This window comes from Amycolatopsis saalfeldensis (assembly GCF_900110575.1).
Classification (GTDB): Bacteria; Actinomycetota; Actinomycetes; order Mycobacteriales; family Pseudonocardiaceae; genus Amycolatopsis; species Amycolatopsis saalfeldensis.
On the sequence record NZ_FOEF01000004.1, the window covers coordinates 112382 to 126705 of the forward strand.

Here is a 14324-nt window from a genome sequence, read left to right on the forward strand (position 1 = left end):
TCTCTTCTGTGACAAGGGGTTTTCAGCGACCGGCCAGCTCGGCCAGCACGGCTTCGGTGTCCTGGCCCGCGACCGGCGCCGGACGGCGGATCGAGGCCGGGGTGGCGGAGAACCGCACCGGGATGCCGACGGTGCGGATGGTGCCCTCGGTCGGGTGCTCGACGGTGTCGAGCAGGTGGCCTTCGCGGACGTAGGCGTCTTCGTGCGCCTGGTCCAGCTCCAGCACCGGGGCCATCGGGATGCTGTGCTTCGCGCACACCTCGGCCCACTCGGCGGTGGTCAGCGCCGGGGCGCACTCGTCGATCAGCTCCGCGAGCGCGTCGACGTCGGCGTTGTCGATCGCCTCGCCGTTCACGCGCGGGTCCTCGGCCAGGTCGGGCCGGCCCGCTGCGGCGAAGAAGTCGCGGAAGTTCTGCGGGTTGTAGGGGATCACGCAGGCGAGGCCGTCCTTGGTGGGCGCGGCGCGGTGGCCCTTGGACATCGACAGCGGGAAGCCCGTGGGCCCCTCGGCCGGCTCGAACACGTGCCCGGCGAGGTGCTCGACCAGGTTGAACGCGATCAGCGTGTCGGTCATCGGGATCTCGACCTGCTGGCCCTCGCCGGTCTTGTCGCGGTGCAGCAGCGCGGCGAGCACGCTGTAGGCGATGGTCAGCGACGAAACCTTGTCGCCGAGGATCGTCGGCAGGTACACCGGCTTGCCGATCGCGCGGTTCGCGATGTCGACCAGCCCGGACGCGGCCTGCACGGTCTCGTCGTAGGCGGCGTTGCCGGCGCGGTCGGAATCGCTGCGGAAGCCCTGTGCGTGGGCGTAGACCAGGCGCGGGTTGCGGGCGGCGACCTGGGCGTAGTCCAGGCCGAGCCGGGCCAGCGCGCCGGGGCGCATGTTGGTGATCAGCACGTCGGCGGTGTCGATCAGCTTCAGTGCCTGCTCGCGCTCGCCGGCGTCCTTCAGGTTCAGGGCGACGCTGCGCTTGTTGCGGTTCACGTTCAGGTTGAGCGGGGTCATACCCGGCGTGGTGCGGTACCGGCCGACCCGCACGGTGTCGGCGGGGGACTCGATCTTGATCACGTCGGCGCCCAGGTCACCGAGGATCTGCGCCGCGTACGGGCCCATCACCACGGTCGAGAGGTCGATCACCCGCACCCCGTCCAGCGGGCCGGCGGTCTTCGTGTCGTCCATCTTCTTCCCTTTCACGCCTGCGGTTTCTTGCTCTGCCACCGAAGTTAGTGGCGAACGCAGGGAAAGGGAATGATCGAAATGCTCGGAATGGTATGACTGCGGTGGTCATACCATTTTTTGGAAGGTTTAGCTGGTCAGCGGCTCGGCGAAGACCTCGCGCGCGGCGGCGACGAGGTCCGCGAGGTCGCCGGAGTCGCCCCGGTCACGTCGCCAGACCAGGTTGGTGTCCAGCTCGGGCCGGAAATCCGTGAACGGCAGCACGGCCATGTTCTCCAGCCGGTACAGCTGCATGGGGCTGGCCTCGTCCAACATGGAAATGGAGAAGGCGAGCCCGGAGGAAATGATTTCGGAAACGCCGCCGTAACCGGTGTTGGACAGTTTGATGCGTTTTTTGATGCCGAGTGAAGTCAATTGGTGGTCGAGCTGCTCGAAATACGCCGGGGTGGATTCCTCGGGTGAGGCGACGTAGGCGTAGCCGGTCAGCTCCGAAAGGCTCACGGCTTCGCGCCCGGCGAACTGGTCGGCCGGGACGACGGCGCCGAGCCGCTCGGTCATCACCGGCAGCGAGTCGAGCGCCGGGTCGGCGACCGGCATCCGGGCCAGTGCCAGCGCCAGCTTCCCCTCCTGGACGGCGGCGAGCAGGTCCGGGCTCGCCCCGGGCCAGCGCTTCAGCTCGAACCGGTCGCGCACGCGCTCGGCGAGGGCGTTCACCCGGTCGCGCAGGTCCGGGTGCACCCCGGCGGGCATGCCGAGGAAAACGGTGCTGCGCTGGGGTTTCGTCGCCTCGCGCAGCCGCCACGGGATGGCGTTCACCTGCTCCAGGATGTCGCGCGCCAGCGGCAGCAGCGCGGTGCCCGCGGGAGTGAGCGTGACGTGGTGGGTGCTGCGGTCGAACAGCTGCTGGCCCAGCTCGTGCTCCAGGTCCTTGACCCGCTGGCTGAGCGGCGACGCGGCCATGTGCAGCCTGCGGGCGGCGGCGGAGAAGTTGAGCTCCTCGGCGACGGCCACGAAGTAACGCAGGTGCAGCATTTCCACGGCGGTCAGCCTAACGGCCGGTGGCGGCCGGGCCGGGACTCCGCCACCCCCGCCGTGACCGGGTTCACCAGGTCGGGACGAGCCCGCCGTCGATCCGGAGGTCCGCGCCGGTGACGTTCGCGGACCGGTCGCCCGCCAGGTAGAGCACCGCGTCGGCGACTTCCTCGGGCTGGGTGAACCGGCCGGTGACCGAGTCCTTCGCCGCGCCCCGCACCACGTCGTCGGCGGTCTGGCCGGTGGCGCGCGAGACGGTGTCCGCCACGCCGCCTTCGCCGAGCCACAACGCGGTGGCGACGGGGCCGGGGCTGATGGTGTTCACGCGCACGCCGTCGCCGCCGACCTCGCGCGCGAGTGCTTTGCAGAAGTTCGCCAACGCCGCCTTGGCCGCGCCGTAGTCGATCACCGCGGGGTCGGCGAGCGTGCTGTTGACCGAGCTGACGGTGATGATCGAGCCGCGCCCGGCGGCGAGCATCCCGGGCAGCACGGCGCGGGTGGCGCGGACGGCGGCCATCAGGTTCAGCTCCAGCGACCGCGCCCACAGCTCGTCGGTCACCGCCAGGAAGCCGCCGGTGCGGGCCGGCGCGGAGCCGACGTTGTTGACCAGGATGTCCACCCGCTCGCCCGCGGCGGCGACCAGCTCGGCCGGCCCGCCCGGCTCCGCGAGGTCGACCTCCACCACGCGGACGGCGTCACCCAGCTCGGCCAGCTCGGGGCTCGACCGGCGCGCGCCCGCGACCACGCGCACGCCCTCGTCGGCCAGCCGCCGCGTGACGGCGAGCCCGATACCCCGGCTCGCTCCGGTGACGACCGCGATGCGGCCCTTGAGTCCCAGGTCCATGACCGGCTCCGTCCTCGCGGCCGGCACCGGTCGCGGCCGGTCGAGCGTAGCCGTCGGGGGAGGGGGAAGCGCCGGAATTGTGCGGCTTGCGGGGATCAGGCCGGTGCGCTGCCGCGGCGCAGCAGGGTCAGCAGGTGGTCCGTGCGGGCCGCTGGCGCGCCCGAGAGCGCGATCCCGGTGGCCAGCAGGAGCAGGTCCAGCGGCTCGACGTCGCCGGCGAGCCGGGCGCGGGCGGCGAGCGCGGCCGCGGTGGCGTTGATCGTCCCGTGCCACTCGGCGAACCGGGCCTCGCGGTCGCCTGGTTCGTCCGAAATGGACAGTGCCAGCTCGCGTTTGTCCTTGACGTGCTCGACGAACCGGCGCAGCCACTGGTACAGCGCTTTGTCCGGGTCCGGCGACGACAGCAGTGCTTCGCCTTCCGCGCGCAACGTTTCGACCTCACCCGCGTAAACGGCGGCGAGCAGTTCCCGGCGGTTCGGGAAGTGCCGGTACATCGTCGCGTTGCCGACGCCGGCGTGCCGGGCCACCCGGTCGAGCGGCGCGCCCGGCCCGTCCGCGGCGAAGACCTCCCGTGCGGCGGCGAGCAGCAGGGCGCGGTTGTCCCGCGCGTCCGCCCGGAGTTGCTTGGCCATCAAGGACTCCTTGCCAATCGGGGAGGTCCCCGGTTAGTGTACGGGCGGTCAACCGGGGAACTCCCCGGTTAGCGTCGGAAGGAGCGGTCATGGAACCGGCCGAGGTGCACCGCCTGGTGGTCGAGCACGCCTTCACCGAGGAAGGCCTGCGCTACCTCGCCCCGGACGTCGTCGACCATCGCGGCGGCGCGGGCGGCGACCACGTGGGTCTCGACGCCTGGCGGGAGAAGTGGGAGGCCTTGTCCCGCGGTGATTTCACGCCCGGATTGAGCGAGCTGTCCGTGCGCGTCGAGCAGAATGTCAGCGCGGGCGAGTTCTCCGTGAACCGCTACACCAGCTCCGGCACGGAGACCGCCACCGGGCGCCGTTATTCGGTGACCAGTATGGACATGATCCGGGTGCGCGAGGGCCGGATCGTCGAGCACTGGGCGCTGATGGACGTCACGGACCGGGCGGCTCAGCTGCGATCGGACCGGTAGCCATCGGGTCGCCGGTGATCGGCAGGGTGATCGTGAACGCCGCCCCGCCCTCGGGTGCCGGGCCGGCGGTCAGCGTGCCGCCCATGCGCGTGACGAGCGCGTGCACCAGTGCCAGCCCGATGCCGGAGCCGACCGGGCGGCGGTCGCGGTAGCGGGCGTTCAGCACGCCGCGCTGGAACGCCACGTCGTAGTCCTCCGGCGCGAGTCCGGGGCCGCCGTCGCGGACGGACAGGCGCGCGTCCGGTCCCGCGGTGAGGGCGAAGACCATCGGCGCGCCCGCGGGGGTGGCGCGCAGGGCGTTTTCGGCGAGCCCGTCGACGACCTGGTGCAGCCGCCGCGCGTCGGCGACCACGGGCACCGGGGCGTGGGGGAGCAACACCGACAGCGGCACGTTTTCGCGCTCGCAACGCAGCTGCCAGACCTCCGCGCAGTCGCGGACCAGTGCGGTGAGGTCGATCGTCGCGAGGTCGAGGCGGAACTCGTCGGCGCCGAGGCGGGCGAGTTCGAGCAGGTCGCTGACCAGCCGTTCGAGCCGCTGGGCTTCGCGGTGGATGGTCTGCCCGGCGCGGCGCGCGTCCGGGCCTTCGGCGACGCCGTCGGCGATCGCCTCGGCGAAACCGGTGACCGCGGTGAGCGGCGTGCGCAGCTCGTGCGAAACCGAAAGCAGGAATTCCCGCTGGCGGGCTTCGCTGTGGGCGAGCGCGTCGGCCAGCGCGTTCAGCGAGCCCGCGACCTCGGCGACCTCGGCCGGGCCTTCCACGGGCACGCGCACGTCACGCCGCCCGGTGCGCAGGCTCCCGGCGACGGCGGCCGCGCGGCGCAGCGGACGGCCCAGCAGCCGCCCGCTCACGAACCCCGCCACGGCGGCCACGAGCAGCCCGATGCCGAGCGCGAGCGCGATGTTGCGCACCAGCGCGCGTTGCGTGGCCTCACCGCTGCGGGTGGGCTGGACCAGCGCGAACGCCGCCCCGGACCCGCCGACGTCACGGACCTCCACGAGGTACTGCACCGAATCGATGGTCACCCGCGCCGAGTGGTCCTGCCCGGACGCCAGCCCGGCGCGCCCGGCCGCGCGCACCGGCACCGCCTCGCCGACCTCCTGCCCGCCCGGGCGCCGCACGACCACCGCGATGCCCTGGCCGCGCACCACGTCGGCCACCTTGCCGACGCCGAGCCGGTTGCCGATGCCGGTCGGGTCGAGCTGGCTGGCCACGACGTCGGCCTGGGCCTTCAGGGACTGCTGGAGCACGGTGTCGCCGGTGGTGCGGACCAGCCGCGCCGCCACCAGGCCCGCCACGATCACCGCGACCCCGGCCACGGCCAGGCACACCACGGTGATCCTCAGCGCGAGGGTGGTCCGCGGCCGGCTCACCCGGCGTCCGCCGCGTAGCCGATGCTGCGGACCGTCCTGATCGGACTGTGCTCGCCGAGTTTCGCGCGCAGCTGGGCCACATGCACGTCGACGGTGCGGGTGCCGGCCGCCGCGGCGTACCCCCAGACCGCGCTCAGCAGCTGGTCGCGCGAGAGCACCTGGCCGGCGTGGCGGACCAGGTACGCGAGCAGGTCGAACTCCGTGGACGTCAGCGTCGCCTCCTGCTCGCCCGCCCACACCCGGCGCCCGGCGAGGTCCACGCGGACGCTGCCGCAGGTGTGCGTCTCACTCGCCCCGGCCGGGCCGGACGCGCGGCGCAGCACGGTGCGCACGCGCGCGGCCAGCTCACGCGGGCTGAAGGGCTTGGTGAGGTAGTCGTCGGCGCCGATTTCGAGGCCCAGCAGGCGGTCCAGCTCGTCGTCGCGGGCGGTGACGAACAGCACCGGCGTCCAGTCGCCCGCCGCGCGCAGTGCCTGGCAGATCTCGATCCCGTCCATTCCGGACAGTCCGATGTCGAGCACCACGGCCACCGGCCGCAGCCGCTTGATCGTGGCGAGCGCGGCCGAGCCGTCGGCCTCCACGTGCACCCCGAACCCGTCGCGCCGCAGGTACAACGCGGCGAGCTCGGCGATCGCGGCCTCGTCCTCCACCACGAGGACGAGGCCGCGCCCAGCTGACCCCATACGGGCTCCCGTCTCCTCGGCCGGCTACGTCGGGGGAGACGCTACGCGGGTCACGGCGAGCCGTCGCCCGCCATGTCGGAGCCGATGCCGTCGAGGGTCGACTGGATGCCGTTCAGCTCGCTGGTCGCCGCCGCGCCGCCGTCGGGCGCGGCCGAGCCGCCACCACCAGCGCCGTCGCACGCGGTGACGCCGAGGAGCACGAGCGCGGCCGCCCCGACCGCGGCCGCGAACCGCGCTGTCCTCACTTCGTCCCCGCCGGCTTGCAGTGCGCCGAGGCGAAGGCGTCGAGCTTCTGCTTGGCGTCGGCGAGCTGGCTGATCCGGGCCTGACGCTGGTCGGCGCGCTTCTGCAGCCGGTCGGCCGCGGCGGTGTGGCCCTTGGCCTTCTGGTCGGCCGAGCGGGCCTTGAGGTTGGCCACGGACCCGGCCACCTCGGCACCGCCGTTGATCCGCTGGGTCAGGTTCTGGGTGCGCTTCTGCAGCTTCGGCACCCAGTCGCCGCAGACCTGCTGCGATTCTTCGGGGCTCAGGGTGATCGGCGCGACCGCCGCCGGCTGTGACGGCGGCGGGCTGGTCTGCGCCGAAGCCAGTGGCGTGATCGCCAGCAGCCCGGCCGCGATTCCGCCGCCCGCCAGCGCCAGCCGCCGCGTCCAGGTGGTTGTCCGCATGGTGCTCCTTCCCGTGACCGGAGTCTTTCCGGGCATGGGAAGGAGCCTCGCGCCCCGGTGTTCGGGGGGTGTCGGGCGAATGTTCGGGTTCGGTAAAGGCGGCTCAGGCGGTGCCGAGACGGTGCAGGACCGCCGCGGCCAGCGCCGTGCGTTCCAGCATGCCCTCGACGCTGATGTGCTCGTGCCGGGCGTGCGCGCCGTCGCCGACGGCGCCGAAACCGTCGAGGACCGGGTGGCCCAGCGCGGCGACGAAGTTGCCGTCACTGGCGCCGCCGACCGAGCACTCGCGCAGGGTGACGCCGAGGTCCGCGGCCAGCTCGCGCGCCACCTCGAACAGGCTCGCGATGGCCTCCGAACGCTCCATCACCGGCCGGTTCCAGCCGCCCTCCACCGTGACCGTCGCCCGGGGGTCGTGGGCGGTCAGCGCGGCCAGGCCGGCGTCGATCCGGGCGGCCTCCGGCGCGCTGGTCACGCGCACGTCGATCTCGCCCCGGGCCGCGCCCGCGACCACGTTCTGGCGGCTGCCGCCGGAGATCACGCCGACGTTCACCGTCGTGCCCGCCGCCGGGTCGGACAGCGCGTGCAGCGCCAGGATCGCCCGCGCCAGCTCGTCGACGGCGCTCGCGCCCTTCGCCGGGTCGAGGCCGGCGTGCGATTCGACGCCGGCCGCGTGCACCTGGAAGAGGCCGACGCCCTTGCGCGCGGTCTTGACCGCGCCGTCCGCGCTCGCCTCGAACACCAGCGTCGCGCGGGTGCCCGCGGCGGCCGCCTCGATCACCGGGCGGGAGGCGGGGCTGCCGATCTCCTCGTCGCCGTTGAGCACCAGCCGCACCGCCGGGCGGGGGAGACCGGCGGCGTCGAGCGCCCGCAGCGCCCACACCGCGTGCACCAGCCCGGACTTCATGTCGAAGACCCCGGGCCCGCTCGCCCGGTCACCGTCCACAGTGAACGGCCACCCGGCGAGCGTGCCCAGCGGCCACACCGTGTCGTAATGGCAAAGCAGGAGGACGGGCTGCCCGCCGGACCCGGGGTAGTCGTAGACCTTGATGTCGCCGTGACGGCCGCCGTCGAAGTCGCGCACCGAAGCGGGCTCGCCCAGCCGCTCGCGGAGCCATCCGTCCACCCAGGACAGTCCGCGGTTCAGGCTTTCCTTGTCGTCGCTGGGGGTTTCGATGCCGACGTACTCGGCGAGGTCGGCGAGCAGGTCTTCGCGGTGCGCGCGCACCCACTCGTGCAGGTCCCGGATCCCGGTCACAGGTGCCGCTCCAGTTCGTTCAGGTGGTCCTCGGACATGGGCGTGCCGGCTTCGACGTCGCCCAGCCGCTCGAGCATCGCCGAGAGCAGCGGTACTTCGACGCCGAGGCGGGCCGCCTCCTCCAGCACCGGCGCGTAGTGGTGGTGCACCTCGACCGGGCGATGGCGGACGGCGATGTCGCGCCAGATCCCGCTGCGGTCCTTCGGCTGGGTGCGCAGCCACGCCACCAGCCGGTCGGTCGCGGCCTCGCGTCCCGCGGCGCCCGGTCGGTACGCGGCCGGGTCGAACTGGTCGAACGGCTCCAGCGTCCGCGCGCCCGCGACGGCGAAGACCTCCGCCGTGATCGTGTGCATCAGCGGCCGGTGCCGGTCGATCAGGTCGGCCATCGGCGCGTCGGCGAGCGCGGTGGTGGTGAGCATCGCGCCGAAGCCGAGCTTCGACCACAGGTAACCCTCGACGTTCGCGGTCGCCTTCGCCGGGCCCCACGCCTGAAGGTCGGCGACGACCTCCTCGACGCGGCCGGTGATCCGGCCGTCCGGTTCACCGACGACCAGCGCGCCCAGCCCGCCGTCGCGCACCACCCCGGGCTCGACCACGTCGGCGAACAGGTTCACGAACGCGCCCACCGTGCGGCCGGCGCCGACGAACGACGCGATCAGCGCCTCGTTCAGCCCGTTCTGCAACGACACCACGAACCCGTCGCGGGCCAGCCGCGGCTCCAGCCACTGGAGCACCGGCTCGGTGGCCTGCGCCTTCACCGCGAGCAGCACCCGGCCCAGCTCCGGCGGCGCCTCCTCCGGGACGAACGCCGGGACCTCCACCCGCTCGTCGCCCTCGGGCCGCCGCAGGGTGAGGCCGCGCTCCCGGATCGCGGCGACGTGCGCGGGATCGGCGTCGACGATCACCACCGGGTGCCCGGCACGCGCGAGGTGGAACGCGAGCGTCCCGCCGATCGCGCCGCCGCCCACGACGGTGTAAGCGCGGCGCTCGTCAGACCCGGACATCCTGCCCCATTCCCTGCTGTGCCAAGGTTTCCCCGGCCCAGTGCAGCGGCAGCCCGGTGGTGCCCGCGGTCGAGCCGCCGTCCACGCGCAGCACCGCGCCGGTGATCCACCGGGCCTCGTCGCCGGCCAGCCAGAACACGGCGTCGGCGATCTCGCGCGGCTCGCCGCGGCGGCCGAGCGGGTTCACCGCCACGGCCGCGGCGTAGGCCTCGGTGACCGGATTGGCCTCGCTGTCCACGGTGACGAACCCGGGGCTGACGGCGTTCACGCGGATGCCGTGGCCGCCCAGCTCCACCGCGCACGCCTTGGTCACCATCTCCAGCGCGGCCTTCGACGTCGCGTAGTGCGCGGCGCCGGGCCGGGCGCGGGTGGCCGCGCCCGAGGAGATGTTGACCACCGCGCCCGGCATCCGGCTCGCCACGTGCTGCCGTCCGAACGCGACAGTGGTGAGCAGCGCGGCGCGCACGTTGACGTCCTGCACCCGGTCCCAGATCGCCGCCGTCATCTCCAGCAGCGGGGTGGCCGGGTAGCTGCCCGCGGCGTTGACCAGCACGTCCACCGGGCCGGCGCGGTCGACGAGCCCTTCCGCGTACCCGGTGTCCGCGAGGTCGCCCGGCAGTTCGGCGACCTCGGCGCGGTGCCGCTCCCGCAGTCGCGAGGCCACTGTGGACAGTTCCGCCGGACGGAGGTCGGACAGGACGAGCCGGGCGCCCGCGGCGGCGAACCGGTCCGCGATCGCGGACCCGATCCCGCCGCCGGCGCCGGTGACGAGCACGGTGCGCACTCAGATCTCCTTACCCTTGGTTTCCGGCATGGTGAGGTACACCGCGACGCCGATCAGCGCGGCGACCGCGACGTACACCCACACGAGATCGCCGTGGTGGTCGGCGTTGAGCCAGGTCGTGACGTACGGCGCGGTGCCGCCGAAGATCGCCACGGCCAGCGCGTACGGCAGGCCGATGCCGGTGGTCCGCACCTCCGCCGGGAACTGCTCGGCCATGATCACCGCGCAGTTGGCCGAATAGCCGACGATCAGCACCAGGCCGATCAGCTCGATCACGAACACGCTCCAGAACCCGTTGGACAGGAAGTGGAACGCGGGCCAGGCGAACACCAGGAACCCGGCGGCGAAGGCGGTCATCGTCGGCTTGCGGCCGATCCGGTCGGACAGCAGGCCGCCGAAGGGCAGCAGCACGATGAACACGACGATGGCCAGCGTGTTGGCCAGCAGCGCGGTCTTGAGCGGGATGCCGGTGGCCAGGTGCGCGTACGTCGGCATGTAGGTGACCCACACGTAGTAGATCAGCGTGCCGGCGATGGTCACCCCGGCCACGCGCAGCGCGGCGCCCGGGTGGTCGCGGACCATGGCGACCAGCGCGTTGCGCCTCGGTCCTTGGCGGATCCGGGTGAACGCCTCGGTCTCGTGCACCGAGCGCCGCAGCCACAGCCCGACCAGCCCCAGCAGCCCGGCGAGGCCGAAGGCCAGCCGCCAGCCCCAGCCGTGCAGGTCCGCGTCGGAGAGCGTGGAGTTGAGGATCGTGCCCAGCAGCGCCGCGATGAGCGAGCCCGCGCCCACCGACACCTGCTGCCAGGACCCGGCGAACGCCCGTCGCCCGGCCGCGGCCGACTCGATCAGGAACGCCGACGAGGAGCCGAATTCGCCGCCCGCGGAGAAGCCCTGCACGAGCCGGGCGAGCAGCAGCACGATCGGCGCCGCGACGCCGATGTGGGTGTAGGTCGGGCACACCGCGATGACGATCGACGCCCCGGCCATCAGCGAGATGGTGAGGGTGAGGCCCTTCTTGCGGCCGTGGCGGTCGGCGTACGCGCCGAGCACCGCGCCGCCGACCGGGCGCATCACGAACCCGACGGCGAACACGGCCAAAGTGGACAGCAGCGCCGTGGTGCCGTTGCCGCCGGCGAAGAACTGCCCGGCGAACACCGGGGCGAACGTGGCGTAGACGGCCCAGTCTACCCATTCGACGGTGTTGCCGATGGCCCCGGCGAAGATCGCCTTGCGCTGCTGCGGGTTCAGCCGGTGCGTGGCCGGGGCGGTATCCGATGTGGACGAAAAAGAAGTGCTGGTCATGGCTGCGCTCCGGCCGCGGTGAGGACGTGGTCGACGATCTGGGCGTGCGTGGCGAACCACACGCCCTCGTGGCCGCTGATGTAGTCGAGCAGTTCGGCGAGCACGGCCAGGCGGGAGCGGTGCCCGATGATGTGCGGGTGCATGGTGAGCTGGAACAGGCCGCCCTCGGCGTACGCGGCGTCGAACTCGTCCTGCCAGATGGTCAGCACCCCGCGCGGCGGCGTGTACGGCCGCAGCGAGGCGAACCGGTCCATCATGAAGTACGGCGCGTCGTCGCGGATCCACTCCACCGGCAGCTCGACGATCCCGGTCGGCTTCCCCTCGGCGAGCAGCTCGTACGGCTCGTCGTCGGCCATCAGCGAGGAGTCGTACTTCAGGCCCAGCTCGCGTGTGATGTCGAGGGTGTGCGCGGAGAAGTCCCACGACGGCGTGCGGATGCCCACGGGACGGGTGCCGGCCAGGCGCTCCAGCACGTCGGCGGCGCGGAAGGCGAGGTCACGCTCTTCGGTCGCGGTCAGCGCGGTGTTGCGCTCGTGGATCCAGCCGTGCAGCGCCACCTCGTGCCCGGCGTCCACATAGGACTTGACCTCGCCGTCGTGCAGCAGGGCCGAAACGGCGGGCATGAAAAACGACGACGGGGCGTGGAAGCGGTCCAGCAGGCGCAGGATGCGCGGGACGCCGACGCGCGCGCCGTACTCGCCCTGAGCGAGCTTGCCGGGCAGCACCTCGCCGTCGCGCAACGCCGGAGTCTCGTGGTCGGAGTCGAAGGACAGCGCCACCGCCACCTTCGCCCCGCCGGGCCAAGCGTCCGGGCGCAGCGAACGCCCGGCGCGGACGCGGTCGACGTGCCCCCGCCAGGTCGGCTCGTCCCACAGCCACGGTTGTCCGCTCACGCTTCCTCCAAGGTGGCCCGGGGCTCCGGTGTCGGCGCCCAGGCGCGTTTCAGGGTCGAGACCTGCAGGGTCACGTCGGCCTCCCGCAGCCCGGGCAGCGCGCCGACGACATCGGTGGTGTGCCGGTACAGCTCGCCGTAGTGGCGCAGCACGATCTGGCCGACCAGGTTGAACCGGCCGGTGGTGGCGGACAGGTACTTGGTGCCCGGGTGCGCGGCCAGCTGCTGGCCCGCGCGGTCGAGGTCCTTGGGCAGCACCGAAAGCCAGAGCATGAACTCCAGCGCGTAGCCGAACATCGCGGGCTCGGCGAGCGTGCGGAAGCGCAGGCAGCCGCGGCGCACCAGTGAGTCGACGCGACGGGCCACAGTGGACTCGCTGGTGCCGGCGTGGCGCGAGACCTCCTTGAACGACAGCCGCCCGTCCTCGCCGAGCGCGGCGCAGATCGCCAGGTCCAGCTCGTCGAGCTGCTCCGGCGGCCGTTCCCAGTGCTGCTCCTCGAACGGCCGGACCTCCGCTCCGCGCAGCTCGGTGACGGCTTCCGGGGACAGCTCGCCGGAGTCCCAGTCGTGGTTGGAGGTGAACGTGCGCATCACCGCGAACGTCTCGGCGTCACGCAGGTTCCCGGCCGCCGGGAAGCCGTCGAGCTGGAGGCGGACGGCGTCCTGGTAGGTCGGCAGCACGAATTCGGCCGTGCAGTCGGCACTGCCGGCGAGCATGGTGGCGTAGCGGACATCCGGCCGCGCGGCGAGCGCTTCGGTGACCTTCGCGGCCGTGCCGGGGTGGCACCGCAGCCGCGTCAGCACCGGCACGCCGAGGCCGCACCGCAGCACGTCGACCACGCCGATCACCCGCAGCTGCCCGCTTTCGGTCAGCTGCCCGGCCCGCCGCAGCACGGTGGACTCGCTCGTCCCGACGTGCCGCGCGATGGCGCCCCACGAGGCCCGCCCGTTGAGCTGCAACGCGGAGACGATCCGCCGGTCCAGCTCGCTCACCCTGACCTCGTCCTGCATGAGAGGCATCCTGAATGCAGGAAAACGTCAAGTCAAGGGGGTTCGGTGCATGAAACCAGCGTGTTACCTCAATGGCGGTGCTGGGCCGGGGCGGCTCGGCCGGGCGCGTAGCCGAGCAGGAACTGCTCCATCGCGGCGTCCACCGCCGCCCGGTCGCCGGTGGTGACGAGGTCCAGCAGCAGCCCGCGCGCGACCGCCAGCCCCAGCCTCGCCTGCGCCGCGCGGTCCGGCTCGGGCACGCCGAAACGGGCCAGCAGCGCTTCGAGCGGGGGCAGCCAGCCGGTGATCACGCGATCGAGGAACTCGGCCGTCGCCGGGGTGCCGCCGAGGGCTTGGCCGTAGAGCTGGAAGAAGAGCTTTTCGTTGTGCCGCAAGGCTTCGTCGGTGAGACGGCGCCAGAACGCGCGGGCGGCTTCGGCGGGTGGCAGACCTGGGTCGAGGTCGTCGAGGGCGGCGCGCTGGCGGCGTTCGACCTCGCGGGCGACGGCGGTGAGCAGGCCCTTGCGGGAGCCGAAGTGGTAGATGAGCATCCGGTGGCTGGTGCCGATCGTGTCGGCGAGTGCGCGCAGGCTCTGGTCCGCGCCGCCGTGGGCGATGTGCTCGACGGCCGCGGCCAGGAGCCGCTCCCTTGCTTCCGACATGTACCAGATGGTACGTGTACCACGTGGTACACGCATGCGGAGGAGGCCGATCATGGTGCAGCGCATTTCGGTGCGGGGACGGACGTCCGCGGACCCGGCGACGGTGTACGCGCTCTTGCGCGACGGAGCGAGCTGGCCGGGGTGGTCGCCGCTCGGCTCGTTCGAGCTGCTTCAGCCCGGAAACGACGAACGCGAGGGGCTCGGCGCGCTGCGGGTGTTCCGCACCGGCCGCACCCGCTCGTGCGAGGAAGTGATCGCGCTGGAGCCCGGAAAACGGTTCGGCTACGCGCTTCGCAGCGGCCTGCCGTTGCGGGACTATCGCGCGTACGTCGACCTGACCCCGGACGGCGAGGGCACGGCGATCCACTGGCACTCGACGTTCACCGGCAAGGTCCCGGGCACGGGCTGGTTCTACCGGCTGGTGCTGGGCCGCTTCATCGCGCGTACGGTGCGGGGCCTGGTCGCGGCGACCGATGCGGCCGGGGCGGCCACTGGCAAATAGAGTAGGCGCATGTCAGCGCCACGACGGGGGACCACCGGCCGCAC

Annotated in this window: 17 protein-coding genes; 2 read left to right on the top strand and 15 right to left on the bottom strand. The window is 72.8% G+C overall.

Going from position 1 to position 14324, the window contains the following annotated elements; genetic code table 11:
* Positions 1–22 precede the first annotated feature (22 nt).
* The 4 genes from BMY97_RS11315 to BMY97_RS11330 all read right to left on the bottom strand — a co-directional run bounded on the left by BMY97_RS11315 (position 23) and on the right by BMY97_RS11330 (position 3685).
* A complete protein-coding gene (locus BMY97_RS11315) occupies positions 23–1180 on the bottom strand; it encodes a CaiB/BaiF CoA transferase family protein (RefSeq protein ID WP_091616580.1) in 1158 nt (385 codons plus the stop codon).
* 126 nt (positions 1181–1306) lie between these two features.
* Entirely contained in the window at positions 1307–2215 is a 909-nt protein-coding gene (locus BMY97_RS11320) for a LysR family transcriptional regulator (protein WP_091616582.1), read from the bottom strand.
* A 64-nt stretch (positions 2216–2279) separates the two neighbouring features.
* Positions 2280–3053 carry an SDR family NAD(P)-dependent oxidoreductase gene (locus BMY97_RS11325; RefSeq protein WP_091616584.1) on the bottom strand — a complete coding sequence of 258 codons (774 nt, stop codon included), beginning with the start codon at positions 3051–3053 and terminating at the stop codon, positions 2280–2282.
* 95 nt (positions 3054–3148) lie between these two features.
* A complete protein-coding gene (locus tag BMY97_RS11330) occupies positions 3149–3685 on the bottom strand; it encodes a TetR/AcrR family transcriptional regulator (RefSeq protein WP_091616587.1) in 537 nt (178 codons plus the stop codon).
* Between the two features lie 89 nt (positions 3686–3774).
* On the opposite strand from BMY97_RS11330, the gene BMY97_RS11335 reads away from it, so the two are divergent.
* Positions 3775–4164, top strand: a complete 390-nt coding sequence (locus BMY97_RS11335) for an ester cyclase (RefSeq protein WP_091616589.1) — start codon at positions 3775–3777, stop codon at positions 4162–4164.
* Here the strand turns inward: BMY97_RS11335 and BMY97_RS11340 are convergent.
* The 11 genes from BMY97_RS11340 to BMY97_RS11385 all read right to left on the bottom strand — a co-directional run bounded on the left by BMY97_RS11340 (position 4127) and on the right by BMY97_RS11385 (position 13778).
* Complete coding sequence (locus tag BMY97_RS11340) at positions 4127–5536, bottom strand: sensor histidine kinase (RefSeq protein ID WP_091616592.1); 1410 nt, start codon at positions 5534–5536, stop codon at positions 4127–4129. The two genes, BMY97_RS11335 and BMY97_RS11340, sit on opposite strands and share 38 nt — an antisense overlap.
* A complete protein-coding gene (locus BMY97_RS11345; RefSeq protein ID WP_091616594.1) occupies positions 5533–6219 on the bottom strand; it encodes a response regulator transcription factor in 687 nt (228 codons plus the stop codon). Before BMY97_RS11345 ends, BMY97_RS11340 begins: the two co-directional genes overlap by 4 nt.
* A 50-nt stretch (positions 6220–6269) precedes the next feature.
* Positions 6270–6464 (bottom strand): hypothetical protein, encoded by a 195-nt coding sequence (locus BMY97_RS11350; RefSeq protein WP_091616596.1) that lies wholly within the window; start codon positions 6462–6464, stop codon positions 6270–6272.
* Positions 6461–6886, bottom strand: a complete 426-nt coding sequence (locus BMY97_RS11355) for a hypothetical protein (protein ID WP_091616598.1) — start codon at positions 6884–6886, stop codon at positions 6461–6463. Before BMY97_RS11355 ends, BMY97_RS11350 begins: the two co-directional genes overlap by 4 nt.
* Before the next feature lie 103 nt (positions 6887–6989).
* Positions 6990–8141 carry a M20 family metallopeptidase gene (locus BMY97_RS46975; RefSeq protein WP_177231283.1) on the bottom strand — a complete coding sequence of 384 codons (1152 nt, stop codon included), beginning with the start codon at positions 8139–8141 and terminating at the stop codon, positions 6990–6992.
* Positions 8138–9145 (bottom strand): ketopantoate reductase family protein, encoded by a 1008-nt coding sequence (locus BMY97_RS46980; RefSeq protein WP_177231284.1) that lies wholly within the window; start codon positions 9143–9145, stop codon positions 8138–8140. The genes BMY97_RS46975 and BMY97_RS46980 overlap by 4 nt, the downstream gene beginning before the upstream one ends.
* Positions 9132–9929 carry an SDR family NAD(P)-dependent oxidoreductase gene (locus BMY97_RS11365; RefSeq protein WP_091616600.1) on the bottom strand — a complete coding sequence of 266 codons (798 nt, stop codon included), beginning with the start codon at positions 9927–9929 and terminating at the stop codon, positions 9132–9134. Before BMY97_RS11365 ends, BMY97_RS46980 begins: the two co-directional genes overlap by 14 nt.
* Positions 9930–11234, bottom strand: a complete 1305-nt coding sequence (locus BMY97_RS11370; protein ID WP_091616602.1) for an MFS transporter — start codon at positions 11232–11234, stop codon at positions 9930–9932.
* Positions 11231–12127, bottom strand: a complete 897-nt coding sequence (locus BMY97_RS11375) for a polysaccharide deacetylase family protein (RefSeq protein WP_091616604.1) — start codon at positions 12125–12127, stop codon at positions 11231–11233. The genes BMY97_RS11370 and BMY97_RS11375 overlap by 4 nt, the downstream gene beginning before the upstream one ends.
* Entirely contained in the window at positions 12124–13137 is a 1014-nt protein-coding gene (locus BMY97_RS11380) for an Lrp/AsnC family transcriptional regulator (protein WP_091616606.1), read from the bottom strand. The genes BMY97_RS11375 and BMY97_RS11380 overlap by 4 nt, the downstream gene beginning before the upstream one ends.
* A 68-nt stretch (positions 13138–13205) precedes the next feature.
* Entirely contained in the window at positions 13206–13778 is a 573-nt protein-coding gene (locus BMY97_RS11385) for a TetR/AcrR family transcriptional regulator (protein ID WP_091616608.1), read from the bottom strand.
* Positions 13779–13830: 52 nt separating this feature from the next.
* On the opposite strand from BMY97_RS11385, the gene BMY97_RS11390 reads away from it, so the two are divergent.
* Positions 13831–14280, top strand: a complete 450-nt coding sequence (locus BMY97_RS11390; protein ID WP_091616610.1) for an SRPBCC family protein — start codon at positions 13831–13833, stop codon at positions 14278–14280.
* Positions 14281–14324 lie beyond the last annotated feature (44 nt).